The 24,933-nt window shown below is 67.2% G+C and carries 21 protein-coding genes; 12 read left to right on the top strand and 9 right to left on the bottom strand.

Annotated elements, in window-relative coordinates; all coding sequences use genetic code 11:
• The first annotated feature begins 38 nt into the window (after positions 1–38).
• Positions 39–1,358 carry a hypothetical protein gene (locus IT361_04520; GenBank protein ID MCC6316937.1) on the top strand — a complete coding sequence of 440 codons (1,320 nt, stop codon included), beginning with the start codon at positions 39–41 and terminating at the stop codon, positions 1,356–1,358.
• Between the two features lie 152 nt (positions 1,359–1,510).
• On the opposite strand, the gene IT361_04515 is transcribed toward IT361_04520, so the two are convergent.
• Together IT361_04515 and IT361_04510 are read right to left on the bottom strand one after the other, a co-directional pair.
• A complete protein-coding gene (locus IT361_04515) occupies positions 1,511–2,407 on the bottom strand; it encodes a creatininase family protein (GenBank protein MCC6316936.1) in 897 nt (298 codons plus the stop codon).
• A gap of 172 nt (positions 2,408–2,579) precedes the next feature.
• Positions 2,580–3,707 carry an NAD-dependent epimerase/dehydratase family protein gene (locus IT361_04510; protein MCC6316935.1) on the bottom strand — a complete coding sequence of 376 codons (1,128 nt, stop codon included), beginning with the start codon at positions 3,705–3,707 and terminating at the stop codon, positions 2,580–2,582.
• Positions 3,708–3,995: 288 nt separating this feature from the next.
• Between IT361_04510 and IT361_04505 the strand changes: the two genes are divergently transcribed.
• The 4 genes from IT361_04505 (at position 3,996) to IT361_04490 (ending at position 7,656) form a co-directional block, all read left to right on the top strand.
• A complete protein-coding gene (locus tag IT361_04505) occupies positions 3,996–4,334 on the top strand; it encodes a helix-turn-helix transcriptional regulator (GenBank protein ID MCC6316934.1) in 339 nt (112 codons plus the stop codon).
• Positions 4,331–4,807, top strand: coding sequence for an SRPBCC family protein (locus tag IT361_04500; protein MCC6316933.1), 477 nt, complete (start codon positions 4,331–4,333; stop codon positions 4,805–4,807). The genes IT361_04505 and IT361_04500 overlap by 4 nt, the downstream gene beginning before the upstream one ends.
• A 171-nt stretch (positions 4,808–4,978) precedes the next feature.
• Positions 4,979–5,623 (top strand): DUF305 domain-containing protein, encoded by a 645-nt coding sequence (locus IT361_04495; protein MCC6316932.1) that lies wholly within the window; start codon positions 4,979–4,981, stop codon positions 5,621–5,623.
• Between the two features lie 14 nt (positions 5,624–5,637).
• Complete coding sequence (locus IT361_04490; GenBank protein MCC6316931.1) at positions 5,638–7,656, top strand: hypothetical protein; 2,019 nt, start codon at positions 5,638–5,640, stop codon at positions 7,654–7,656.
• Positions 7,657–7,669: 13 nt separating this feature from the next.
• Here the strand turns inward: IT361_04490 and IT361_04485 are convergent, their stop codons facing one another.
• Positions 7,670–8,353: a hypothetical protein gene (locus IT361_04485; GenBank protein ID MCC6316930.1), complete on the bottom strand. Its 684-nt coding sequence runs from the start codon at positions 8,351–8,353 to the stop codon at positions 7,670–7,672.
• A 110-nt stretch (positions 8,354–8,463) separates the two neighbouring features.
• Between IT361_04485 and IT361_04480 the strand changes: the two genes are divergently transcribed.
• Positions 8,464–9,024 carry a DUF4142 domain-containing protein gene (locus IT361_04480; protein MCC6316929.1) on the top strand — a complete coding sequence of 187 codons (561 nt, stop codon included), beginning with the start codon at positions 8,464–8,466 and terminating at the stop codon, positions 9,022–9,024.
• 110 nt (positions 9,025–9,134) lie between these two features.
• The gene (locus IT361_04475) at positions 9,135–9,377 is read left to right on the top strand and encodes a hypothetical protein (protein ID MCC6316928.1); all 243 of its coding nucleotides are present in this window, start codon (positions 9,135–9,137) and stop codon (positions 9,375–9,377) included.
• Between the two features lie 207 nt (positions 9,378–9,584).
• On the opposite strand, the gene IT361_04470 is transcribed toward IT361_04475, so the two are convergent.
• Together IT361_04470 and IT361_04465 are read right to left on the bottom strand one after the other, a co-directional pair.
• Positions 9,585–10,544: an aldo/keto reductase gene (locus tag IT361_04470; GenBank protein MCC6316927.1), complete on the bottom strand. Its 960-nt coding sequence runs from the start codon at positions 10,542–10,544 to the stop codon at positions 9,585–9,587.
• Between the two features lie 56 nt (positions 10,545–10,600).
• A complete protein-coding gene (locus IT361_04465; protein ID MCC6316926.1) occupies positions 10,601–11,734 on the bottom strand; it encodes an aryldialkylphosphatase in 1,134 nt (377 codons plus the stop codon).
• A gap of 213 nt (positions 11,735–11,947) precedes the next feature.
• Between IT361_04465 and IT361_04460 the strand changes: the two genes are divergently transcribed.
• A complete protein-coding gene (locus IT361_04460; protein MCC6316925.1) occupies positions 11,948–12,667 on the top strand; it encodes an SDR family oxidoreductase in 720 nt (239 codons plus the stop codon).
• Positions 12,668–12,735: 68 nt separating this feature from the next.
• Here the strand turns inward: IT361_04460 and IT361_04455 are convergent, their stop codons facing one another.
• The 3 genes from IT361_04455 to IT361_04445 are packed head-to-tail and all read right to left on the bottom strand — an operon-like array spanning position 12,736 to position 16,485.
• Positions 12,736–14,157 (bottom strand): insulinase family protein, encoded by a 1,422-nt coding sequence (locus IT361_04455; GenBank protein MCC6316924.1) that lies wholly within the window; start codon positions 14,155–14,157, stop codon positions 12,736–12,738.
• A complete protein-coding gene (locus IT361_04450; protein ID MCC6316923.1) occupies positions 14,154–15,680 on the bottom strand; it encodes an insulinase family protein in 1,527 nt (508 codons plus the stop codon). Before IT361_04450 ends, IT361_04455 begins: the two co-directional genes overlap by 4 nt.
• Before the next feature lie 52 nt (positions 15,681–15,732).
• Positions 15,733–16,485 carry a peptidylprolyl isomerase gene (locus IT361_04445; GenBank protein ID MCC6316922.1) on the bottom strand — a complete coding sequence of 251 codons (753 nt, stop codon included), beginning with the start codon at positions 16,483–16,485 and terminating at the stop codon, positions 15,733–15,735.
• A 259-nt stretch (positions 16,486–16,744) separates the two neighbouring features.
• On the opposite strand from IT361_04445, the gene IT361_04440 reads away from it, so the two are divergent.
• Positions 16,745–19,486 (top strand): peptidase, encoded by a 2,742-nt coding sequence (locus IT361_04440; protein ID MCC6316921.1) that lies wholly within the window; start codon positions 16,745–16,747, stop codon positions 19,484–19,486.
• A gap of 17 nt (positions 19,487–19,503) precedes the next feature.
• Positions 19,504–20,970, top strand: a complete 1,467-nt coding sequence (cls, locus tag IT361_04435) for a cardiolipin synthase (protein ID MCC6316920.1) — start codon at positions 19,504–19,506, stop codon at positions 20,968–20,970.
• A 31-nt stretch (positions 20,971–21,001) separates the two neighbouring features.
• Here cls and IT361_04430 read toward each other — a convergent pair whose 3' ends face one another.
• Positions 21,002–21,952: a metallophosphoesterase gene (locus tag IT361_04430; GenBank protein MCC6316919.1), complete on the bottom strand. Its 951-nt coding sequence runs from the start codon at positions 21,950–21,952 to the stop codon at positions 21,002–21,004.
• Between the two features lie 191 nt (positions 21,953–22,143).
• Between IT361_04430 and IT361_04425 the strand changes: the two genes are divergently transcribed.
• Together IT361_04425 and IT361_04420 are read left to right on the top strand one after the other, a co-directional pair.
• Positions 22,144–23,268, top strand: a complete 1,125-nt coding sequence (locus IT361_04425; protein MCC6316918.1) for a cytochrome c — start codon at positions 22,144–22,146, stop codon at positions 23,266–23,268.
• Positions 23,268–24,908, top strand: coding sequence for a hypothetical protein (locus IT361_04420; GenBank protein MCC6316917.1), 1,641 nt, complete (start codon positions 23,268–23,270; stop codon positions 24,906–24,908). Before IT361_04425 ends, IT361_04420 begins: the two co-directional genes overlap by 1 nt.
• Positions 24,909–24,933 lie beyond the last annotated feature (25 nt).

The raw sequence follows: 24,933 nt of genomic DNA, 5'->3' as shown, positions 1-24,933 counted from the left end.
GCGCTCGCGATCGTGGGGCCCGGATCGCCCGCATCGAGGTGAGCGCTCCCGTCACGCCGGCCGACGCGCGCTGGCCACTCTGGCAGCGCGTCGCGTTCCGCTTTGCCTTCATCTACCTCGGGCTGCAGATCGCGCCGTGGAACTGGCTGGCGCGTGTGCCCGGACTCTCGTTCATCGCGGAGGTGTACCAGGCCGGCGTCAACCAGGCCGTCCAGATCTCCAACCGGAGCCTCTGGCACGTGCGCGAGCCGCTCGTACTGCCTAACGGTTCCGGCGATACCTCGTGGTCATGGGCGCAGCTCTGGCTCTATCTCGCGGCAGCGGTCGTCGGCGCCTTCGTCTGGAGCGTCGTTGATCGTCGGCGCGCGGCCTACCCGAAGGCGAGCTACTGGCTGCGCACGGTCACTCGCTACTACATCGCGATGTTTGCGCTCAGCTATGGCATCATCAAGGTCTTTGCCCTGCAGATGCCGTTCCCCACACTGAGTCAGCTGGCCACCCCGCTCGGCGACTTCCTGCCCATGCGGTTGTCGTGGCTGTTCATCGGCTACTCCACGAAGTATCAGGTCTTCTCCGGGATCGCCGAGACCGTCGCGGGCCTCCTGCTGCTTCCGCGTCGTACCGTCACGCTTGGCCTCATGGCCGCCGCCGGCGCGTTCATCAACGTCGTCATGATCAACATGAGCTATGACGTACCGGTGAAACTCTTCGCGTCGCACCTGCTGTTCGCCTGCTGTTTCCTGCTTGCGCTCGATGCGCGCCGGCTCATCGGGTTCCTGGCCCTCAACCAGGCCGCACCGCCAACCGCGTTGTATGAGCCCCCGTATACCGACCGGCGCTTTCACATCGCGCGGCGAGTCCTCAAGACGGCACTCATCGTCTCCATCCTCGTGATGCCGTTCTGGTCGAGCTACCAGCGCGCGCAGGCGCTCGCGACGGTGGTTCCGGCCGTGCCGTTCCCCGCGGGCGTGTACGACGTGCGGCTCTTCGTGCTGAACGGCGATACGATCCCCGCCACCTCGGCCGATTCGCTGCGCTGGCGCGACCTCATCATCGACAGCAACGGAGCGGGCAGCATCGGGACGCAGGACACCGTCTTCTGGCGGCGCTATCGTCGCGGCTACTTCCGGTATCGGCCCGACACGGCCGCGCGCACCCTCGCCCTGTGGAAGACGTCGACGATCCCCGGCGACAGCACATGGATGTTTCGGGCGCGCTACGACGCGCCCGATAGCGCGACCGGTCGGTTGTGGGCGCGGATCCGCGACGACTCCGTGTTTGTCGAGTTTGTCCGTACGCGCCGGCACTTCCAGCTGACCGAGCGACAGTTCCACTGGCTCTCGGAGTACAACCGGTAGGCGGAGTCTGTCGCCACCCGCGCTGCCGTGAAGGACTGTCTCGCCGCGTGCTACCGCTCGAGGCTCCGGCCACCGGGACGAGTCTCAGGACCACGGCAGAAGTGCGGCGGTGCCCGGCGCGGTTGCTCGGCCGGGCAACGCGATCGGTTCTGTCAGCGTGCCGGGGCCGGCAGCGTGCCTTTGTTGGCGATCGCCCTGTGGATCGCGTCCACCGTGACGCTCGTGCGGAACGCCACGATCTCCTTCGCCCACTCCGTCGCCTTGCGGCGGTCGGCGAGTGACACGCCGTTGATCGTTGCTGTGCCCGCCTTCACCCGTTCGTCATAGCGGATCGAGTTCGGGTCGTCGATGAACATGTTGAGCGCAATCACCGGGTCGTCGTGCAGGTTCTCGGGAGACCGCTCGACGATGCCTTTCGACTCCATGTGCTTCTTGGCGCCGGCGTAGTCGTAGTACTCCTGCACGTGCGCGACGATCGGCGCTCCCTTCCAGATGGTCGTCAGCGAATCGGCCACCGCACGCTGCCCGCCCTGGTTGCCGCCGCTGTCTCCAATGAGGATGATCGTGGTGAAGCCGCTCTGCCGGAGGCTGGCCACGATGTCCGTGAGCACCGCACGGAACGTCTCCTCGCGCATGCTGATCGTGCCCGGGCTGGTCATGTGCCCGCTCGGCGGATCAATGCGGCCCTCGGGAACGAACTTCACGATGGGTGCGCAGAGCGCGTTGCCGAGCTTCCGTGCGATGGCGTCGCAGTTGGCGTGGAGCACGTAGTTGTGCTTGCCGGTTGCCAGCCACGGACCGTTGGGCTCCATGCCCCCGGTAGGAACAATCACCGTCTTCTTGCCCGCCGCGATCGCGTCGCGCACGTCCATCCACGTCATCTCCTCCAGCCATACTGTGGCGGGCGCCCTGAGCGGATTGGGCGTGTCGGCGCAGTTCCATCGGTTCTGCGCGCAGTCGCCGCCGCCCATGCTGCGCGGGGCGGGGTTCTGCGCACTGATCGCGTTCGCGCCGAGGAGCATCGCGGCGCCGAAGAGGAATTGCTTCATGAGGGAGCCGGCAGGAGGTAGGTAGGGAAGGCCGGCCGATACATTCGGTCCCCAGGCCCGCGCCCGCAAGCCGGCCCCTCACGTTGCGCATATCATCGGAGCCGATCGTTCCCGTACCCGATCGAGCGCCAGGCACGCTCCGTCCGGAGGACGCCCCGCTCCCCGCACCGCCCTACCTCCCGGGGCGATCGCGCGTCCACCTGGCCAGGATCTCGCGCTCCTTCTGCGGAGTGATCCAGCGGAAGTTGGGAGCCTCGCCGGGTGGAAGCAGCGAGAGGCGGTTGGGCCAGTCGGCGAGCGTATCGCGCAGCGTGTCGGCCATCGGACGCAGTGTGAGCCCGGCCGCGAGCGCCTTGCGGTTGTCGATCTGCATGTGGTACGCGTTCTCTCCGGCCGGAATCAGCCAGGGCACGGCGTAGGTGATCCGGTTGGCTTCAAGGAAGGCGTAGTCATCGACCCAGGTCAGGCTGGCTGATGGGTTGAGCGTCCGGTGTGCGGTATCGATGAAGTCGCCAAAGCCGATGCGGCGTGCCGGCCCGGTCACGTTCCACGTCCCGCCCCGCTGCTGTTCGATCAGGCCAACCATGAAGGCCACGAGGTCGCGCACGTCAACGAACTGCGACGGATCGGTGCGCTTGCCAGGCACCAGGATCTCGCCGCCGGCAGCGAATCGTTGGGGCCAGTAGGAGAAGCGATCCGTCACGTCCCCGGGGCCGACGATGTACCCGGGTCGCACCACGCACCCGCGATCGCCGAACGCCTCCATCACCACGCGCTCCGACTGGGCCTTGCGCACGCCGTAGTCGGGGGAGTTGGCGGGGGTGAGCACGACCGGCGCCTCCTCGTTGTTGTTCGCCGTGAGGTACGGCAGGAACACACCCGTCGACGAGACAAACAGGTAGCGGCTGGACTCCCGGAGCACATGCGTCGACTGCCGGACCCAGCGTGGATCGGTCGCCGAGTCATCGAACACCGCATCCCAGCGGCGCCCTTCGAGCGCGCGCAGGTCTCCGCGCGGAATGGTATCGTTGATCGTGCGATCACCAACGAGTCGCTCCACCCCCGCGGGCAGGTTGCCGTCGCGCCGGCCGCGCGTGAAGGTGCTGACCGTGTGCCCACGGTCGACGAGTGCGCGCACCAGGTGTGGCCCGATGAAACCTGTGCCGCCGAGGATGAGCACGCGAATCGGCGCCGCGGCCGCGACCGAGCCGTATGCGATGGGTGCACTCAGTCGTGAACCGGCGATGCCAGCGCCCAGGAGCGCAGCGGATTGTTTGACGAACCCTCGACGATCAATCACCTGAAGCCTCCAGAGCGCGGCGGTGTCTCGCAATCTCGATGTCGACCCGCACCTGGTACAGGTGGCTCGACGAGACTGACGCCCGTCGGTGTGCGGCTCGCCCACGGTGACACTCGCGCCCTGCCGCCTGACGCGCGTCGATACGGTCGACGCACCACGGGGCGCTGGCCATGCCTGGCTCCACGCAGGGGTGTCCACGAGGAGCTGAGCCGTCCGGGTGCTCTCGCTGGGCGGCTCGTGCAGATACTTAGCTGTTGACCTTAGTAAGTTGAAGGTGTATTCTCGGCCATGCCTGCCACCGTTGATTCCGTCAGCGACGTCTTCCGCGCCATCGCCGATCCCACGCGCCGGCGCGTGATCGAGCGCCTGAGCCGAACACCCGCCTCGGTCAGCGAACTCGCAGAACCGTTCGACATGGCCCTCCCGTCGTTCGTCGCACACCTGCGCGTGCTCGAGGACAGCGGGCTCGTCACCTCATCCAAGCGGGGGCGTGTGCGCACGTACCAGCTCGCCCCCGCCCGCCTTCGTCAGGCGGAGCACTGGCTCGTCAGGCAGCGCCAGCTCTGGGAGGATCGACTCGACCAATTCGACGCCTACGTCACCGCACTCCACAAACGCCAGCCATGACCACGCTCTTCACGCCCGATCCCGAACTCGACCTCGTCCTCGACCGGGTGGTCGATGTACCCCGCGCCCTCGTCTGGGAGGCGTGGACGCGACCCGAACACCTCAAGGTGTGGTTTGCGCCGCGACCCTGGAGCATCGCCGACGTCCAGATTGATCTGCGGCCCGGCGGACGCTGCCACACCGTCATGCGGTCACCCGACGGGACGCTCTACCCGAACACGGGCTGCTACCTCGAGGTCGTGCCACAGGAGCGCCTCGTGTTCACCGACGCACTCGGCCCCGGCTTTCGCCCGACGGCCGAGCCCTTCATGACGGCGATGGTGCAACTGAAGGATGAGGGTGGAGGGACGCGCTACACCGCCACCGCGATCCATCGCGACGCGGAGACCCGCAAACGCCACGAAGACATGGGGTTCCACGCCGGGTGGGGTCAGGTGCTGGATCAGCTCGTCGAGCACATGAGGAGCCGATAGCCCGTTCCTCGCCACGTGTCGTTGGGGCCGCGCGTTCCGTCCCGCGCCCAAACCCCTGATGGACGGACCGGCTGTCCTCGGCCCTGCCCAGTGGCCAGTCACCGCGCCAGCGCAGAGATTACGATGCCAACGGACCTCCATTCCGGTGTGTCCAACCTGCGCTCCGTCCCCATGATACCCCGACACTTCGCCCTTCTGGCCGGCGCTGCGCTGCTCACGGCGTGCGCGTCCTCCGGCGCTCCTGCGTCGCTCACTCGAATGGGCCCCGAGGCCGCGCGGGAGCGTGCCCGCGCCGACAGCCTTCGCTATCCGTACACCAAGGCCGACATCGATTTCATGTCGGGTATGATCCACCATCATGCCCAGGCGATCCAGATCGCCGAATGGGCGCCGTCGCGCGGCGCGAGTCCCGCACTCATCCGCCTCACGGAACGGATCATCAACGCGCAGACCGACGAGATCCGTCTGATGCAGACATGGTTGCGTGACCGGAACCTCGAGGTTCCGACGCCGAATCCAGCCGGAATGCCGATGAAGATGAACGGCATGGATCACGTGATGCCGATGCCGGGAATGCTGACGGACGCGCAGCTCAGGCAACTCGACGCCGCACGCGGCCCCGAGTTCGACCGGCTCTTTCTCACGTTCATGATCCAGCACCATCGGGGTGCGGTGACCATGGTCGACACGCTGCTGGCCTCGAACGGCGCGGCCCTCGATGAAACGGTCTTCAAGTTCGCCGCGGACGTCTCGGTGGATCAGACCACCGAGATCAAGCGGATGTTGCAGATGCTGCTCGAAGGAAACACCCCATAACCGAGGAATCAGGAATGCGCTTTTCACGCACGAGTCCCCGCCTGATGTTCGCCGCCGCGTTGGTCGCGGCTGCGGGCTGCGGTGGCGCGACCCCCACGCCGACGCCCCAGCCGGCCCGCGACCCCCGCATGGACGCCCGGGTCGGCCTCAAGGCCGGCCTCATGGACGCGGGTGAGGCCACCACCGGCATGAAGGTCGTCGCCAAGGCGGTCTCGCCGCCGGGCTTCCTCGGCATCACCAACTCCGACCTCGCGTTCGTCGGCGACTACGCCATCCAGGGCAACTACAACGGCCCCGTGATCTGGAACATCAAGGATCCGGCGAACCCGGTCCTGGTCACCGCGTATTCCTGTCCGGCATCGCAAAACGACGTGTCGGTGTATCGCAACCTGATGTTCATGTCGGCCGAAGCGTACAACGGCCGGCTCGATTGCAAGCCCGGGAGCCCGAATCCCGCCGGCCCCGACTCGGTGAGCAAGGAGCGGTTCCGCGGCGTCCGCGTGTTCGACATCTCGGACATCCGCAATCCGAAGCTCGTCGCCAACGTGCAGACGTGCCGCGGCTCGCACACGCACACGGTGCTCGAGGATCCGAAGGACAAGGAGAACATCTACATCTATGTGTCCGGCTCGGCGCCGGTGCGGTCGCCGAACGAGTTGGCGGGCTGCTACGCGCAGACGCCCCAGCAGGACGCGAACTCGTCGCTGATGCGCATCGAGATCATCAAGGTGCCGCTGGCGAACCCGTCGGCGTCGGCCGTGGTGAACCGCGCGAACATCTTTGCCGGACTCAAGGCAAACCCGACGCACGGCGCCTCGCAGGAAGACATCGCTGTTCAGCAGCGCCAGATCGCAGCGGCGCGCGCGTCCGGCGGCTTCATCGCCGTGAACCCGGCGACCCGTATGGAGATGGTGGTTGGTGCCGGCTTCGTTCGCCCGGCGCTCGACAGCATCGTGAAGGCGCGCGGGGGAGCAGGTGCGGCAGCGGCGACGGCTGCCGACAGCGCCGCGCTGCGAGCCGGACTGCAGGGCATCATCGACCGCGTCTTTGCCGGCCAGATGGGACAGCAGGCCACGCCTGGTGTCTCCGACATCTCGCCGTTCCGGCAGTGCCATGACATCACGGTGTACCCGTCGCTCGGTCTCGCTGGCGGCGCGTGCGAGGGCCACGGCATCCTGCTCGACATCAGCAATCCGGTGAACCCGGTTCGTCTTGACGCCGTTGCCGATTCCAACTTTGCGTACTGGCACTCGGCCACGTTCAACAACGACGGCACCAAGCTGCTCTTTTCGGATGAGTGGGGCGGCGGTGGCGCGCCCAAGTGCCGCGCGGGCGACAAGCCGGAGTGGGGCGCGGACGCGATCTTCACCATCGAGAATCGCAAGCTCAAGTTCCAGAGCTATTACAAGATTCCGACGATCCAGACCGCCAACGAAAACTGCGTTGCGCACAACGGCTCGCTCATCCCGATCCCGGGACGCGACGTGATGATTCAGGCGTGGTATCAGGGCGGCGTGTCAGTGTTCGACTGGACCGACCCGGCCAAGCCGTTCGAGGTCGCGTACTTCGATCGTGGCCCGGTCGACTCCACCACGATGCGGATGGGCGGCTCCTGGAGCGTGTACTGGTACAACGGCGCGATCGTGAGCTCCGAGATCGCCCGTGGTCTGGACGTCGCCGATCTCGTGCCGACGCAGTACATCTCGCAGAACGAAATCGACGCGGCGAAGACCGTGCGCTGGACGCATCTCAACGCACAGGGTCAGCCGCTCATCGAGTGGCCTCCCTCGTTTGCCCTTGCCAAGTCGTTCGTCGATCAGCTCGAGCGCAACCGGTGTCTCTCGGCGGCACGCATCAGCGCCGTGCGCGGTGCGATCGCGTCAGCCGAACGCGCTCCGGGCGCCCAGCGGTCGCAGCAGCTCTCGACGCTGGCCACCCAGCTCGAAGGCGATGCGCGTGGTTCGTGCGATCCCAAGCGCATGCAGCTTCTGCTCAAGGCGATCAACGACCTGAAGAGCGCGACGGTCTCCTAAACGCCTGCAAGGCTCAGGACAGCGGGCGCGGTGGATCCTCACCGCGCCCGTTGTCGTTGGTCGGGACGATCTCGAACGCGCATCGAGACCGCTCTCCGGTGCGATCGCAGCACTCCTCCACGGGCTGTCCAGCGATTGCCGCGACGATCGTCCGCACGACTTCGCAAACTTCGCGATGCGCGCCAGTGACGGCGGTCAGCGGACACGCGTACCCCTGCAGCCGCCACCCACCGCCGTTCAGGGGCACCGTGTCGATGTCGGCCCCGAGATCGCGCAGCGCAGCGGCCGCGGCGCTGACCCGCGACTCGAGGTCCGACGTCTCGCTCGAGGAACCACCCCGCGCGGGCGCCAGCCGCGTTCCGACTCCCCTGAGCAGGTCGATGGCACCCTCGTGGCCCTGGGTACGGACCAGTTCTGCCACGAGTTCGTTCAGGACCAGTGCATACGCCTTGGGATAGAGTTCTTCGCCTTTCCCAGTGAGCCCATACAGGCGGGCTGGCTTTCCGCCCGTGTCGCGATCCACGCCGACGTCGTCGACGAGCGCATCCCGCCTCAGCTCGGTGACGTGAAGCCTGACGGCGTTGTCGGTAATGCCAAGCGCCTGCGCCAGCGACATGATCGAGCGCGGTCCGCGCCGCAGCAGCGCCAGGAGGCGTGCTTGGGTCTCGCCGAAGAGGAGTCGGGTCAGGTCGGGCACAGCTGAGAATCATCGGGTGGTGCGCTATTTGTCAAGTAATACTAGTAAACACTTGACAAAGCTGGTTTATACGCCAATCTTGACCCATCCAATCGACCTCCGAGGACCTGATGCGCCACCGTGCTCTGCCCTATGCCATTTCCGCCGCCGCCTTGCTGTTCGCGCCCACCCTCTCGGCGCAAGCCACGACCAAGGCACCTCCGCCCAACCTGACGGACCCCGAAGTCGCCCACGTCGCGGTGACGGCCAACTCCATCGACATCGAACTGGCGAAGTTCGCCCAGACGCGGGCGCGCGCCGAGGGTGTGCGGCGGTTCGCCGTGACGATGATCACGGATCACTCGGCGGTGAACGCCCAGGCCGCTGCCCTCGCGAGCAAGCTCGGCGTCACACCAACCGACAATGCGGTGAGCAAGTCGCTCGTGAGTGGCGCCACCGCAGCCCGTGCGGCGCTGGAGAAGACAACTGGTGCCGCCTTTGATCGCGCGTACATGGACCGCGAGGTTGCCTATCACGAGGCCGTACTCGGCGCCCTGGACGGTGTGCTCATTCCCACCACCGACAACGCGGAACTCAAGAAGCTGCTGAGCGACGTTCGGCCCGCGATCGCAGCGCATCTCGCGCACGCAAAGCAGCTCCGCAGCGAACTCGGAACGACAGGGTCCAGGTGACCAGGTCGACGCGTGGCTCAGCGCGGCGGTTCGTCGTCGCGCTGACACTCGCTCTCGGAACCGGCGCGTTGCTTGCCTGTGGCAACACGCCCGCGCCCCGAGTTCACACGGTGGAGATCAGTGGCCTGGCGTTCCACCCCGCCGAACTCAACGTGGCCGTGGGTGACACGGTGGTCTGGGTCAATCGCGACATCTTCCCGCATACGGCAACCGCCAGCGGGGCCAGCGGCTGGGACACAGGAACCCTTGCCGAGGGAATGAGCGGCCGCGTGGTCGTGTCTGATGGCGCCGAGCTTTCCTATCGCTGTTCACTACATCCCACGATGCAGGGCAGGCTGATCGTCATTCGGTGAGTCCGCCACATCGGCGCGTGAGGCGTCGTGGTACCTCCCACGGCGCCCGGACGTCGCGGCACCTTCTCATCGTGGCGACTGGCCGGCACTGACCTCCCGATTTCGCACCGCGTCGGTGGGAGTGAGTTCCCGTCCGTTGGGACATGGTGCGGAGCCCGCTCACGAGATTGCGAAAAGCAGCGGGCGCGAGCGCGTGCAGCCGCGTCTTCAGCGGTCTACATGCGCCATGCGGGCGGCGTTGTACCGTTGCCCGGAGATCCTGTCAGGCGCGAGCGCAGCGCCGAGCGATGCCAGCATCTCCGGAGAGAGGCGCACGTCGGCAGCCGCGACATTCTCCTCCAGATACACTCGCCGCCTGGTCCCCGGAATCGGCACGATGTCATCGCCCTGGTGCAGGAGCCACGCGAGCGCGACCTGACCAGGCGTCGCGTCGAGGCGCGCCGCGAGGTCCTTCACGACCGACGCCGCGCGCACGTTGGCATCGAAGTTTGCGCCCTGGTACCGAGGGTCGCCGCGTCGGAAGTCGTCGGGTGCCAGTTCCTCGGCGCGCGCGACCGTGCCGGTGAGAAAGCCGCGGCCCAGAGGTGCGAAGGGCACGAGCCCGATTCCCAGTTCGCGCAGCAGCGGGATGATCCGCGGCTCGAGGTTCCGCTCCCACAGAGAGTATTCGCTCTGGAGCGCCGAGATCGGGTGCACGGCATGGGCACGACGAATCGTGCGCTCGCCGGCTTCGGACAGTCCGAGGTAGAGGACTTTGCCTTCGCGAACGAGGTCCGACATCGCCCCGACGACGTCTTCGATAGGTACCTCGGGGTCGACTCGGTGCTGATAGAGCAGGTCGATCCGGTCGGTCTGCAGCCGACGCAGTGATCCCTCGACGACACGCCGAATGTTGTCCGGTCGGCTGTTCAGGCCGCTGGTGGGCGCCACCGCCATCGGCGCGTCGCTCGCGATCCGGTAGCCGAACTTCGTGGCGATCACCACGCGGTCGCGGGCTCCCTCGATCTGTGCCAGTGCACGCCCGCACAGCGACTCATTGGTGTAAGGGCCGTACACCTCGGCGGTATCGAAGAACGTGCAGCCGAGGTCGATGGCGCGATGGATCGTGGCGATCGACTCCCGTTCATCGCGCTCCTCCGGGGGCCCATACGACATGCTCATCGACATGAGGCCAAGCCCGATCGCCGGCACCTCCAGTCCCTGCGACCCGAGTCTCCGTCTGTTCACCGGGCCAACTCGCTCCGCGTCTGGTGAGCGAGCGGCGGCTGCGGCGCGACGAACGTCAGCACGCGCCGGGGGTTGTCGATCATGATGCGGCGAATGATGTCGTCCGTGACGCCGAGGTTCCTCAGTGCCGGAATGAGCAGGGTCGAGGTGAAGGCGAACCCGCCGCCCTCGTTCTTCTTGAGCTGCGACTGCGTGCACACGTCGTGGGCCACGAGAATCCGGTCCGTCAACCCGACGTCGATCAGGGCCTTCATCTGCTGGGCACGCCGCTCGGCCATCAGCCGAAGGGACGCGCCATTGTCGGGTTCCTGCGGTGCATCTCCGATGTAGTCGAACTCGATGTAGGCGCCACGGTCGGTGATGCGCTTCATGGCCTCGACGTCGCCGGACCCGTTGTGGCCCATGACCACGTGATTCAGGTCCACACCTTCCTCGACGACGATGTCCATGGTGCGCTGCTTCTCCTCCGGCGTGCCGCCTCCCATGTGGAACGACATCGGGGCGCCCGTGAGCCGACTGGCGCGAGCGCTGGCCCGGATGCTCTTGATCTCGTTGGCGGTGAGCGGTCGCCCCTGCACCCCGATCTCGCCGATGATCCCCGAGCGTATGCCGGTGCCCTGTGCGCCCTGGGTGATGTCGCGCACGATGATATCCGTCAGCTCTGCCACGGTGCGCTCTGTCATGTCCCCGGGATGCAGTGCCTTCTGGTACCAGCCCGCTCCCATCACGACGTGCAGGCCGGAAGCGTTGGAGATGCGCTTGAGCCACTCGGGGTTTCGGGTGAGTCCGAAGTTGGTGACGTCGACGATGGTACCGCCGCCCGCGCGCTTGAACTCCATGATCTCGGCCAGCGACTCATCGTAGTTGTCGAGTCGAGCCCACCCCGGTACCCCACGCGCCCAACGCCTCGGCGTGGAGTCCTGCGGCTGTTTAGGCTCCGGGCCCCGGGCAGACCGATCCTGCGGCAGCACCACGCCTTCACCGCTGGCCGTCGACGGCGCCTTGAAGTCGATGAAGATGTGTTCGTGCATCAACGTGGGCCCCGCGGTTGCCGGATCGATCGGCCCGTTCACCGTGAGAATCCTTCCCGATAGATTCGGTATCCCTGGTCGAGCGGTGCTTTGTGCCATGCCGGTCGACCCGCATGGAAGGGCGAGGAGCGCAGCGGCCAGGAGGGGGAGTCGCGGCATGATCGTGGTCGAAGGGGTCAAACGAAGGCGGGCAACGATGTCCGCTGACCCTGCGGATTGTCAACGGAGCCGTGCCCGGAACCACCATGACCGCTCCTGGCGCTGGTGCCGCGCAGGCGACACGAGCTCACACATCGCACGCAACGTCGTTTCATGAAGCCCACTGATCATCGCGTGCTCATCACGGGTGGTGCGACCGGCATCGGGTTCGCGCTCGCTTCGAAGTTTCACGCATTCGGGAACCACGTGATCCTTGTTGGGCGCTCAGGAGAAGCGCTGGCCAGGGCGACCGCGGCGTTGCCAGGGGCGGAGGCCTGCGTGTCAGACCTGACTCGGGCGGATCACCGAAGCCAACTGGTGGAGCGGTACGGCGACATCAGTATCCTCGTCAACAACGCAGGCGTTCAGGTCAACGGCACGATTGCCGGCAGTTCGCCCACCGAGATCGAAAACGAACTGGGCATCAATCTCGTCGCCCCCGTTCTCCTGGCACGCGCGTACGTTCCGCGGCTGGTGACGGCACCATCGGCGGCGATCGTGAACGTTTCCTCCGCGCTCGCGCTGGTGCCGAAGGAGAACGCGGCTGTGTATTGCGCCACGAAGGCTGGGCTCCGCAGCTTTTCGAGGGCGCTGCGTTGGCAGCTGGAGGGCACCAACGTTCGCGTGTTCGAGCTGGTCCCCCCGCTGGTCGACACGGCCATGACGGCCGGTCGAGGCACGAGCAAGATGTCCCCCGCGCATCTGGCCGACGAGTTCTGGCGCGGATTTACATCTGACCGCCATGAGATCGTGGTCGGCAAGGCTCGGCTCCTCTCGCTCGTGAATCGCCTGGCGCCCTCCCTCGCGGAGCGGAGCATGCGTCGCGGCGGTTAGGCGGCGAGTGGCTGCGGTCATCGGCAGCCACTCTGCGGCCCGCGCCCGCCCCGGGGCGCTGAGGCCGCCTAACGTCCGCTGCGGACGACCCCAAACTGTTCGAGCGGCGGGTGATTGCCTTTGGCGGTGGCTTCCCTGATGGCCGCGATGGGGCCGAGGAGAACGATGTGCATCCGCTCCGGCGCCAGGTACTTGCGCGCCATGGCCTGTACGTCCGCGGCGGTAACGGCGCGTGTTCGCTCGGGAAGCGTGGCCGAACGGCGGTGGTCTCCGTACATCGCCCATTCGCGCGCGAGTGTGAGCGCCGTGCTGTGGCCGTTGCGGAACTGGTAGGCGAACTCGCCGTCGGCGAGCGCCCCCTTGGCAATCGCGAGTTCTTCCCCGGTGACCAAGGTGGTGCGGATCCGCTCCGCCTCGCGCAGGCCGATGTCGATGAGTTGCGTGATGGACTCGGGCCTGCCCGCTGCTCGAATGGTGTAGGTACCCGGGCCTCGCAGCCTGGGCTCCGGGTGACCGATCTCGTCGTTGGTGAGGCCGCGTCGGTCACGGGCCTCGATGAACATGCGTCCGCCGAGGTGGTCGCCGGCCATGATGTAGTTCATCACGGCGAGGGGTGCTTCGTCCGCCACCGGGGGGACCGGCAGCTCGTGACCCATGACGAGCCAGCCCTGCAGCTTGTCGACATCATAGGTATGAATCACCCGGCCCGCCGCGGACGGCTGGATGCCGGACGCGGGCAGGGGCCCGCGCGACGGAGCGGCGGAGCCGCGCCAGGCGCCTAACGCGACACGCAGCCGCTCGCGCACATCGGCCGTGCTCACGTCGCCGGCGACGGCGACGACCACGTTGCCGGGGACGAAGTACCGGCGATGGAACGCCTCGACATCGGCCAGGGTGGCCCGCGCATCGGACGCGCTTGGCGGGGGCCCGCCATAGGGCCTCCCGCGATACACGAGCTCCTCGAACAGCAAGACCGCTCCGGGCATCGATCCATCGGTCAACGCCGAGGCGCGTCCGGCAGCCGGAGCCGCCACGACGCGCGGCTGACGCAGCAGGCCCGCGAAGAGGCTGAGCGCACGCTCCAGATCTTCCACCGGGACGTTGAGGGTGATCGTCGTGAGGTCGGGACCAACCGAGACCTGGAACTCTGCGGTCATCTCGGCCAGCGCGCGCTGAAACTCACCGGGCGAAAGCGTGGCGGGCCCGGATCGGAGCGATTGCGTGAGGCTTTCGATCTGCCCCGGGATCGTTTCGTCGCCGGAGCCAGCCCGCACCACGGCCGAGAGGGTTGCGAGCGGTACCGTGCGGTCTTCGACCACGTACACCACGAGGCCGTTGGGGAGTCGGCCTTGCAACGGCGCAGGATCGGGCCGACGGAACGATGGTGCCGGCAGGTTCATGACGCGCGGATGCGTGTAGTCCTGCGCACCCGATGACAGGAGCGGGACGGCGAGCGGCAGGACTCGGCAGAGCCGGCGTGTCATGGTCATTGCGTGCTCCTCCGTTGGTCGGGCTGCCTGACGATCCCGATGGAACGGTTCGCGTCGATGAAGTAGCGTGCGGCCAGGCGCTTCAGGTCGTCGGCCGTCGTGCGCTCCCGCGCGTCCAGGTAGGCGCCTAACGTCTGCCACGTGTCCATGACCTGAAAGTGCCCGATCTCGAACCCGACCTGGTCGGCTTCGAGCACGGTGCGGTGCCACTGGGTTCGCAGGCGCTTTCGGGCGAGCGCGAGTCGCGCCGGGTTGACGGGAGATGCCTTGATCTGTTCCAGGCCGGCCAGGAGCACGCGTTCCGCGGCGGCCAGCTGGCCCTCGTTTGCCACCACGACTTCAACGTTGATCGAACCGGGCACGCCGAAGCGCGAGGTGTGGATGACGCGAGTGTTGGCATCCACGCGGGCGGACAGGTTGGCGGCTGCGAGCGCGTCCGCCAGCTCCAGTTCGATGACTTCACTCAACACGTCGAACCCGGGGCGGTCCGGGTGCCCCACGCCGGGGATCAGAAAGCGGGCTTCGACGCGTGGCTCGAGGTCTTCTGACCTCCAGGTCAACCGTCGTTCGGCCTGCGGTTGCGGCTCGACGGCCTTGACCCGCGGCGGCTCGGGCGCACGCGCCATCCACCCGAAGTATCGCTCCACCTGCGGCACCATCTCTTCGAGCGACACGCCACCCACGAGCACGATGGTCGTGTTGTTCGGCACGAAGGTCGCCTGGTAGAGCGTGCGCTGAGAGGCGCGCGTATAGCTGGCGAAGTCCGACAGCCAGCCCTCGGGCCAGAAGACCGGGTGCGCGACACCAACCAGCGCACTCATGGCCTCGTAATACGGCGTCGAGGGTCGGTTCAGGTCTCCGAGGCGCTGTTCGACCACGATCATGCGCTCCTGGTCAAACTCGCGAAACACGGCATTCTGCATCCGGTCCGCCTCCACGCGAAGGAACAGGCCGATCCGTTCCTTCGGCAGATTGACGTCGAACTTCATCCATTCCTGCTCGGTGGTGGCCGTGATGGCGGCGCCACCGAACGCCTGGTACCACTTGAGCATCGCGCCGTTGTCGCGGTACCGGTCGGCCTCGCGCTCCAGCGCGGCCAGGGCGGAGCGCAGCGAGTCACGTCGGGGCGTCGTCCGAGCGTGCGCGTAGTCGTGGAACACGCCGCGCTCCTGCAGCGCATTTCGCGCCCGATTCTCCTCCTCCAGAAGCGCCGCTTCGGTTGCCACGATGCGATCGGCGATGGGCCGCTCGGCCGCCCAGTCGGTCGTGCCTAACGTGTGCGTGCCCTTGAAGAGCAGATGCTCGAGGAAGTGGGCTGCGCCCGCATAGCCAGGCGTCTCCATCACTCCGCCCATGTCGGTGAAGATCTTGGCCGCCACTCGCGCGTCTCCCGGGCGCTGCCAGACCAGCAGTCGCAGCCCGTTGGAGAACACATGCTCGCGAATGGGGAGGCGGTACGTCACGTCCTGGGCCGAGAGCGTGCCCGCGAGGACCGTGCTGCAGAGGATCAAGCCTGTTCGCATGTTGCGCAGACCAGAGGGGAGGCGAAGCGGGGAAGGTATGCGGCGAAACGGTTCACGGGGACCGGGGCACCGAATCCTTCATCGCGCCCGGAACGCTGCGGGCCTGCACCGTGATCCTCACGATGCGATCCAGGCGGGGAAATGCGCGGTCGAGGTATCGATTGGATTCGCCGTAGAGCCGCCGCGGGTTGCCGATCGGCGCGGCCATCGATGGGGTTTCGCCATATCCGCTGTACAGGCTGTCCGCAGCCTCCTGCCCGGCGACCACGCGACCGATGGGTGCGAAGCCAAGGGAGTCGAGCGTCGGGCTGTCGCGAAGGTTGATGAACACGTTGGTCGTCCGCTCGCTCGGCGAATACTGCGCAAACGACAGCGTGCCGCGCGCGTTCGTGGTACGGACCGAATCCGCCGGAATCTTCCGGCGACTCCAGATCGCGTACACGGCAGGATCACCCGCGATGCCGAACTGCGCGATGTACCATGGCAGCACCCGAAAGAACCGCGAGTCGTCGAAGTACCCGGCACGGGCGAGGTTGTAGAAGCGGTCGACGCCGTGCGGCGCCCACTCGCGGATCAGCGCAACGGAGATCGTCCCGCGCGACGTCTCCATCTCGAGGTACGCCGTGTCTGGAGCACGAACTCTCCAGAAGGCCGCTGCAGGGTTGCGCAGCGCAGCGCGTTTCTGCGTCGCGGGGAGCGGAGCGCTCTCGACCGGCGGCGCCACCGCCTGTGTGAGGGCTACGGCCGGGAGTGCAATGGCGGCACCGAGCAGAGCCAGACAGGTTCCAAGGTCTATGATGCGCATGTGGTCGAATGGACGTACCGGGAGACTCAATCGCTCGCGGGGTCACGTCAAGTCGGATGCGCGCGCCTCGGCGGCCGCCCCGCACGCGACGACCTGCGCGAGCCTCGGGTCGATCGTCGAGCGTCGCGTGCGTGTGTTGTCGAGCGGCGGCACCCCATCGGCCACGTCGCCGGCCGGGCGTCGGAGTGCGAATGCGCATACTCGTTCGCGCTTCCCACCCGCCCTTGTCCCCGCGTGCGTCCAGCCCGAAGTTCGGCGCATGCCGACCATCCCACGTCCCACGCTGCGCGCGGCCCGCCGACTTGGGGCTGGACTCGCGCTCGCCCTGGCGCCCGGTGCCGTGCTCGCCCAGGGCCGGATCACCACGCCAAAGGAGGAGTTCGGTGCCAACTTCGGCGACGACTACTTCCTCGCGACCTACCGGCAGATAGCGGCCTACTGGGCCAAGCTCGACCGGGAGTCCGATCGACTGGTGCTTCGCGAGATCGGGAAGACCGCCGAGGGGCGACCCCACCTGATGGCGATCGTCACGTCGCCAGAAAACCACCAAAGACTCGAACAGTACCGCACGACTTCGCGACGCCTCGCGCTCGCCGAGGGGCTCGGCGACGACGAAGCGCGCGCGCTCGCCCGGGACGGCAAGGCCGTGGTCTGGATCGACGGTGGCCTGCACGCCACCGAGACGCTCGGGGCGCAGCAGCTCGGCGAAACGGTGTATCGGATGGTGAGCGCGAACGACCCCGAGACGAGCCGCATCCTCGACGAGGTCATCATCCTCTTTGTGCACGCGAACCCGGACGGCAACGACCTTGTGGCCGACTGGTACATGCGCCGCACGAATCCGCGCGAGCGAACACTCGCCGGTGTGCCACGTCTCTACCAGAAGTACATCGGGCACGACAACAATCGCGACTTCTTTGCGTCGACGCAGGCCGAGACCGAGAACATCAATCGCGTCCTGTATCACGAGTGGTCGCCGCAGATTCTCTACAATCACCACCAGTCGGGTCCCGCCGGCACGGTCGTCTGGTCTCCGCCGCTCCGCGATCCGTACAACTACAACCTCGATCCGGCAATCCTGCTTGGCTTCCAGGCGTTAGGTGCGGCCATGCACACACGGCTCGCCGTGGAGGACAAGCCCGGCGCGACGATGCGATCCGGGGGACCGTACGACGGCTGGTGGAACGGCGGCATCCGCAACACCGCGGCTTTCCACAACACGATCGCCCTGCTGACGGAAATGATCGGCAGCCCGACGCCGATGCGCATTCCGCTCGCCATGCAGCGGCAACTCCCCTCGGCGGACCTCGCGTTTCCCATCGCTCCGCAGGCATGGCACTTCCGGCAGTCCGTCGACTACTCGGTCTCGCTCAACCTCGCGGTGCTCGACTACGCGGCGCGCATGCGCGAGAACCTGCTCTACAACATCTACCGAATGGGGCGGCGCTCGATCGAACGCGGGAACACCGACACCTGGACGCCGAATCCCAAGCGACATGCGGCGCTCGCGTCGCGCATCGGCAATGCGGTCGCCCCAGACCTGGAAAGGGATCTCGCCAACTGGAACGAGCTCCGGCGCCCGGAACTCCGTGATCCCCGCGGCTACATCATTCCGTCCGATCAGGCGGACTTTCCCACCGCGACGAAGTTCGTGAACGCCCTGCGCGAGACGGGTATCGCGGTGCAGCGGGCCACGCGCGCGTTCGAGGTGCGTGGCAAGAGGTATCCGGCAGGGTCGTACGTGGTGCTCACGGCACAGGCGTTCCGCCCGCACGTCATCGACATGTTCGAGCCGCAGGTGCATCCGGACGTCTTCCCGATTCCCGGCGGCCCGCCCACGCCGCCGTACGACAACGCGGGGTGGACGCTCGCCCTGCAGATGGGCGTGGCCTTCGACCGCATCCTCGAAGGGTTCACGGGCCCGTTCGAGCCCATCACCGACTGGAACGTGGCGCCGCCACCGGGCGTGGTCACGACCGCGGCGGGGAGTCGCGCGTTTCTCAGCAGCCGTCGCGTGAACAACGCCGTGATCGCCGTCAATCGCCTCCTCAGGGCGGGTGAAGACGTCGGATACCTGTCGGCGCCGCTGACGTCGGCCGGGGTGACGTGGCCGGCGGGTTCGATCCTCGTGCGTTCAACGTCGACCACGCGCCGCGCCCTCGACGCCATGGCCCGGGAGCTCGGCGTGAACTTCACCGGCACCAACGTGCGGGCGCCGGCGACGGTGGTGCGTGCTCGTCAGGCGCGCGTGGGCCTGTGGGATCAGTACGGAGGCTCGATGCCCAGCGGGTGGACGCGCTGGATCATGGAGCAGTTCGAGGTGCCGTTCGAGCGCGTGTTCGCGCCGACCCTGGACGCGGGGAACCTCGGCGCGCGATTCGACGTGCTCGTGTTTGTCGATGGCGCGATTCCGGCCGCCGGATCGCGTCGCGGCGCCGACCCGGCGCCGATCCCCGACCTGCCCGCCGAATACCGCGAACACGTCGGTCGCGTGACCGTCGAGCGGTCCTTGCCGCGCATCCGGGAGTTTGTCGAAGCCGGTGGCACGGTCCTCGCCATCGGAGAGTCGGCCGCCAACCTTGCCGCGTTCTTCCAGCTGCCGATCGAGAGCCACCTCGTGGAGAACGGTGCGCCGCTTCCGCGCACGAAGTTCTACGTCCCGGGCTCGCTGCTGCGGGTTCGCGTCGACACCACGCATCCGGTGGCCGCCGGGATGCCGGGCGAAGTCGACGTGTTCTTCGACGACAGTCCCGTGTTCCGACTCGGTGCCGACGCGCAGGCAAAGGGTGTGCGACGCATCGCATGGTTTGATACCGCGTCGCCGTTGCGCAGCGGGTGGGCCTGGGGTGAGCGCTACCTCGAGGGCGGTGTTGCGGCGGCCGAGGCGCGGGTCGGCAAAGGGAGGATCCTGTTCTTCGGGCCGCAGATCCTGCAGCGCGCTCAGCCGCACGGCACGTTCAAGTTCCTGTTCAACGGCATCTTCACGAGTCCGGGAGGGTGATTGCGCTCCCTGTCGGCCTGACCCTTCCCGTCTGGGGATTCGTCACCGCCATCGCGTATGGCGTTTCGTGGCTGATCGTCCTCGCGTCGCTGTTCGTCGTGCCGCGCAACCGGCGGCCGGGGTCGGCGACGGCGTGGCTGATGCTGATCTTTCTGGTGCCGTACGTGGGGCTCGTGTTGTTCTGGCTGATCGGATCGCCCAAGCTGTCGCGTCGTCGGCGCGAACTGCAACGCGGCATCGACGAACGGATCGCGGCCGCCGTCAGCGCCGTGCAGCACGATCCCATCCTCGGCCCCGTCTTCGCACCCCCGATCTCGGCTCGCGCGGAACCGCTCGTGCGACTCGCGAGCAACCTGGGAGGCATGCCGGTCTGCGTCGGGAACCGCATCGAGCTGCTGCCCGACTACGATGAAGCGATCGCCAGCCTGACGAGGGCCGTATCGAGCGCCCTCGAGTACGTGCACGTCGAGTTCTACATCATGGCGATGGACGCCACGACGGAGCCGTTCTTCGTCGCGCTCGAACAGGCGGTGCGGCGCGGAGTGAAGGTCCGGCTCCTCATGGACCACATCGGCTCGCACAAGTACCCCGGCCGGGCCGCGATGGGCGAGCGCCTGACGCGCGCCGGTGTGGAGTGGCGCTGGATGTTGCCGCTGCGTCCGTTCTCGAACCACTGGAACCGGCCGGATCTGCGGAACCATCGCAAGATCCTCGTGGCCGACGGCCACACCGCGTTCACCGGTTCGATGAACATGATCGATCGGAGCTACCTGCTCGCGCGCAATCGCCGACGGGGGCTGTACTATGTGGACCTGCATTCCCGGATCACGGGGCCGTTGGTCGCCGAACTCGACGCCGTCTTCCGCACGGACTGGTACTCGGAGACCGGCGAGGTCCTTGGCCCGCCGCCCGTCTCGTGCTCCGGGGCGAACACAGTGCTCGGTCAGGTGTTGCCCAGCGGGTCCGGCTACGCCGACGACAACAACCGCAAAGTGTTCGTGGCGCTCATCCACGCCGCGCGTGAGCGACTGGTCATCACGAGCCCCTACTTCGTGCCTGACGAGGCCCTGATGACGGCGATCACCAGCGCCGCGCAGCGCGGGGTGCACGTGACGCTCTACTCGTCGTCCGTGGTCGATCAATACCTCGTCTCCCACGCCCAACGCTCGTACTACGAACAACTGCTCCAGGCCGGCGTGGAGATCCGCCTGTTGCGATCGCCCGTGCTGCTGCACGCGAAGCACCTGACCGTGGACGATGACCTCGCGGTGATCGGGTCCAGCAACCTCGACATGCGGTCGTTGACGCTGAACCTGGAGATCACGCTGCTGGCGTACGATCGCGGAGTGGTGGCCGACCTGCGCCGCGTCGAGGCGGCGTACCACCCGCAGACCGACGTCCTGGACCTCGCGACGTGGCGGGCGCGGCCGCTCGCGGGTCAGCTGCTCGACAACCTCGCACGACTCACGGCTGCGCTGCAGTAGTCCTCGGAGGCCCCTGTCGGGAACGTCGCGCTCAGTGACAGCGCCCGCGCCCCGGGTCCCAGATGCGGCCTTCGGTATCGAGGAAAGCGTGTCGGTATTCACCGGCACCGAGCGTGAGCTTGAGGACGCCGTGGTACCCCTGGACGCGCGCGACGGAGTTGGGAGCCGGCCGTCGGAAGCCGCGCAGGTCTGCGCCTCCGGTGCCGACGACGATCTGAGCAACGCCACGCACCGAGTCCATCACCGCGGCCGGATTCTGTGGCGCAAAGCGTTCATAGGTGTGGTCGTGTCCCACGATGACCACGTCGACGCCATGCGCATGCAGGACGCTGAAGAGCGCGGCGACGTCGGGGTCGCTGCCGTGATAGCTCGAGCTGAATCGGGGATGGTGCCAATAGGCCGCGGTGCACGCGCGCGGGTTGTCCACGAGATCCCTGCGCAACCACTCGACCTGTGCCCGTCGATCACTGGCGCTGAACCGCGAGTTCACGGCGATCTCGCTGTTGAGCGCGTATATGCGCCATGTGCCGAGGTCGTACGCATAGTAGCCCTTTCCCGTGAGGCCAGTGCGCCCACCGAAGTACGCGAAGTACCCAGACGCACCCTCGGTCTCATACTCATGGTTGCCGGGTACGGGCCGGATCTTGTTCATGATGCGTCGCGATGGGTCGCCCCACGACGGCGCCCAGCAACGCTCGAAGTCGCGCGCGCGACCTGACGGATACGCCAGGTCTCCGGCGGCGAACACGGCGTCGGCAATCCCGGCGACGCTGTCGGCGCGCAACACGCTGTCGACCAATGCTGCGGTGGCCTCATCGCCAGTCGAACTGCACGTGGCGATATCGCCAGCGCCGATGAGGATCGAAGCGCCCGGCAAGGCCGCCTCCTCGGTGAGTGCGGTGGCGGGCGGGGTTGACCGGACGGGTGGGGCGCACGCCGAGCCCCATGAAGCGGCGATCAGCAGGACTGCCCGGTAGCGCATGGGTCGCCGGTTGAGTGTTCAGGTACCGGAACTTCGCACGGTCCGCCCCGGTGTAGCCAGCAGATTCATCTGGTCCACGCTGCGTGTCGCTGCGCCCGGCACTTGCCGGAATAACGTTGACGCGGCGACGCTTCCTCGCCACTGTCTTGCGCGCGCCGGGCGTGTGGTCGCGTCGGCCTGAATCCTATCCCATGCTGGCTGAGTCTGTTCCGCAAGACACCTGGCGTTTGCTGTCGGTCATCCTGCCCCTGGTCGTCGCAGGCCTTCCGGCCGCCGCGTCGTCGCAAGCCCCGCCCCTGACGGGGCAGCAGCTCTATGCCGCGGCCTGCCAAAGCTGCCATGCGCCCGATGGGCGCGGGATGCCGCAGGCGCACGTCGGGTTTGGCGACGCGATTCCGGACTTCACCGACTGTTCGTACGCCTCGCGTGAAGCGGCGCAGGACTGGGAGACAGTGGTCGGCCGTGGGGGGCCCTCGCGTCGGTTCTCGCAGCGCATGCCCGCGTTTGCCGGTGCGCTTACGCCCGACGAAATTGCGCGCGTGGTCGATTACGTGCGCCGCTTCTGCACCGAATCGAGCTGGCCGCGCGGCGAGATGAACCTCCCGCGCGCGACGTTCACGGAAAAGGCGTTCCCCGAGGACGAGGTGGTGCTCAACGGCGAGTGGGTGGGCCGGGAGGGCGCCCGCGTTGGGACGAGTACGTTGATCGTCGAGAAGCGCGTGGGCTCGCGGACGCAGTGGGAGCTGCAACTGCCAGTGTCGGTGCGCGAGATGCCGTCCGGCGCGCCGGTCCATTGGACCGGGGTCCAGATGGGCGACGTGTCGCTGGCGCTCAAGCGCGCGGTGCTGCATAACGAGTCCGGCATCCTCAGCCTGGGGAGCGAACTCACCTTCCCGACCGGCGATCGGACGCGCGGCTTCGGCGACGGTTCGCTCAAGTACGAGCCGTTCTTCCTTGGCGCGCTCGCGTTCCCTGCCAACTTCTTTGCACAGGTGCACGGGGGCGTGGAGATTCCCTTCAGGAACACCGCGAGTACCGAGCGCTTCTTCCGTGGCGCTGTGGGCACGACCGTCTTCATTGGTGGCCGCGCGTTCAGCCCAATCGCCGAGGGGCTGTTCTGGAAGACGACGGCGGCGGGTGCGAGGTCGAACGTCGACTGGATCCCGCAGATGCAGGTGAGCCTGAGTCGTCGTCAGCATATCCTTGGAAGCGTCGGCTATCGCATCCCGATCACGAACCGCGCGTCGCGCAGCCGATCGCTCGTCGCCTACATCATCTGGGACTGGTTCGACGGTCCGCTGCTGGGAGGTTGGTGATGCGGGGTTCGATGATGCGCGCGATGATTGCGCTGGGGCTGGCCGCGGTGTTGCCGGGATGTGGGGCCGGAGGAACGCAGCTCGCTGCGGGTGCGGCCAAGTCCCCTCCGTTGTTCGAGACGTCCGAGCGCTGCATGGCCTGCCACAACGGGCTGACGACCGCCGACGGCGAAGACGTTTCGATCGGCACGTCGTGGCGCGCCACCATGATGGCGAACTCGGCGCGCGATCCGTATTGGCAGGCATCGGTGCGCGCCGAAACGCTCGATCATCCCGAGCTGGGTGCGGCGATCCAGGACGAATGCGCCGTCTGCCACATGCCGATGATGCGCTACCAGGCGCACGCCAACGGCGAACAGGCGGAGGTGTTCGCACACCTCCCGATCGACGCGGGCGCCGAAGGACCATCCGCGCTGGCGGCGGATGGCGTGGGATGCACCGTCTGCCACCAGATCCTCGACACGCAGTTCGGTCAACCGGAGAGCTTTTCGGGCCGCTTCACTGTGGACCAGAGTCTTCGCGCCGGACGTCGGCCTGTGTATGGCCCCTATGACATCGACGAGGGCCGGCGCGGCGTGATGCACTCGTCGTCACAGTTCATTCCCGCCAAGGGTACGCACGTGCGTGCGTCCGAACTCTGCGCGACGTGTCACACGCTGTACACGCAGGTCCACGACGCAGCGGGCAAGGTGGTTGGCCGGCTGCCCGAGCAGGTGCCGTACCAGGAGTGGAAACACAGCGGATACCAGACCAGGGTGAGTTGCCAGTCGTGTCACATGCCGCCCGTGGAGCAGCCGATGCCGATCGCCAGCGTGCTCGGCCAGCCACGGGAACAGCTCGGTCGCCACGACTTCCGCGGCGGCAACTTCTTCATGCTCAATCTGCTCAATCGGTATCGCGATGAGCTGGGCGTGGTGGCGCAGCCGCAGGAGATGGCCACGAGCGTGCGCAAGACGATCGACTATCTCCGGGAGTCCACTGCGCGCGTGACGATCGATCGGTCGCAGCTGAACGGCGATCGCATCGAGGCGGTGGTGGAGGTGAAGAACCTCTCCGGTCACAAACTGCCAACAGCGTACCCCTCGCGGCGGGCCTGGCTGCACGTCACGGTGCGCGACCGGGATGGGCACGCGGTCTTCGAGAGCGGTGCGGTGGCCCCCGATGGCTCCATCGCCGGCAACGACAACGATCTCGACCGCGCGGTGTTCGAGCCGCACTACCGCGAGATCTCGCAGCCGGGCCAGGTCCAGATCTACGAGTCGGTGCTGGCCGACACCGCGGGCAGGGTGACCACGGGCCTGCTGTCGGCGGTGCGCTACCTCAAGGACAACCGCCTCCTCCCTGACGGGTTCGACAAGGCCACCGCCCACGCCGACATCGCGGTGCAAGGTGAGGCCCTGGGTGACCCGGACTTCGTGGGCGGCGGCGATCGTGTGACCTACGTGGTGCCGGTCCCGCGCGGAGCGGGCCCGTACACGTTCACTGCGGCGCTCCGCTTCCAGCCGATCGCGTTCCGGTGGGCGCGCAACCTCGAGCGACACCCGGGTGCGGCGGAAGTGCAGCGGTTCGCGGCGCAATACGGCTCGATGGCGCACGTGTCCTCGATCATGATTCACGAGGTGTCCGCGACCGTCCGGTAGCCCTTGCGGCGCCGGCCCTCCCGGC

Source organism: Gemmatimonadaceae bacterium (assembly GCA_020846935.1).
Lineage (GTDB): Bacteria > Gemmatimonadota > Gemmatimonadetes > Gemmatimonadales > Gemmatimonadaceae > RBC101.
This window is presented reverse-complemented; position numbering and strand designations above follow the sequence as displayed.

Bases quoted from the DNA above. Each gene is read 5' to 3' on its own strand.
- IT361_04470 (MCC6316927.1), bottom strand. From the start codon at position 10,544: ATGTCGATGAGCATGTCGTATGGGCCCCCGGAGGAGCGCGATGAACGG.
- IT361_04450 (MCC6316923.1), bottom strand. From the start codon at position 15,680: ATGCGAACAGGCTTGATCCTCTGCAGCACGGTCCTCGCGGGCACGCTC.
- IT361_04465 (MCC6316926.1), bottom strand. From the start codon at position 11,734: ATGGCACAAAGCACCGCTCGACCAGGGATACCGAATCTATCGGGAAGG.
- IT361_04440 (MCC6316921.1), top strand. From the start codon at position 16,745: ATGCCGACCATCCCACGTCCCACGCTGCGCGCGGCCCGCCGACTTGGG.
- IT361_04455 (MCC6316924.1), bottom strand. From the start codon at position 14,157: ATGACCATGACACGCCGGCTCTGCCGAGTCCTGCCGCTCGCCGTCCCG.
- IT361_04420 (MCC6316917.1), top strand. From the start codon at position 23,268: ATGCGGGGTTCGATGATGCGCGCGATGATTGCGCTGGGGCTGGCCGCG.
- IT361_04460 (MCC6316925.1), top strand. From the start codon at position 11,948: ATGAAGCCCACTGATCATCGCGTGCTCATCACGGGTGGTGCGACCGGC.
- IT361_04515 (MCC6316936.1), bottom strand. From the start codon at position 2,407: ATGAAGCAATTCCTCTTCGGCGCCGCGATGCTCCTCGGCGCGAACGCG.
- IT361_04430 (MCC6316919.1), bottom strand. From the start codon at position 21,952: ATGCGCTACCGGGCAGTCCTGCTGATCGCCGCTTCATGGGGCTCGGCG.
- IT361_04425 (MCC6316918.1), top strand. From the start codon at position 22,144: ATGCTGGCTGAGTCTGTTCCGCAAGACACCTGGCGTTTGCTGTCGGTC.
- IT361_04500 (MCC6316933.1), top strand. From the start codon at position 4,331: ATGACCACGCTCTTCACGCCCGATCCCGAACTCGACCTCGTCCTCGAC.
- IT361_04490 (MCC6316931.1), top strand. From the start codon at position 5,638: ATGCGCTTTTCACGCACGAGTCCCCGCCTGATGTTCGCCGCCGCGTTG.
- IT361_04495 (MCC6316932.1), top strand. From the start codon at position 4,979: ATGATACCCCGACACTTCGCCCTTCTGGCCGGCGCTGCGCTGCTCACG.
- IT361_04505 (MCC6316934.1), top strand. From the start codon at position 3,996: ATGCCTGCCACCGTTGATTCCGTCAGCGACGTCTTCCGCGCCATCGCC.
- IT361_04480 (MCC6316929.1), top strand. From the start codon at position 8,464: ATGCGCCACCGTGCTCTGCCCTATGCCATTTCCGCCGCCGCCTTGCTG.
- IT361_04445 (MCC6316922.1), bottom strand. From the start codon at position 16,485: ATGCGCATCATAGACCTTGGAACCTGTCTGGCTCTGCTCGGTGCCGCC.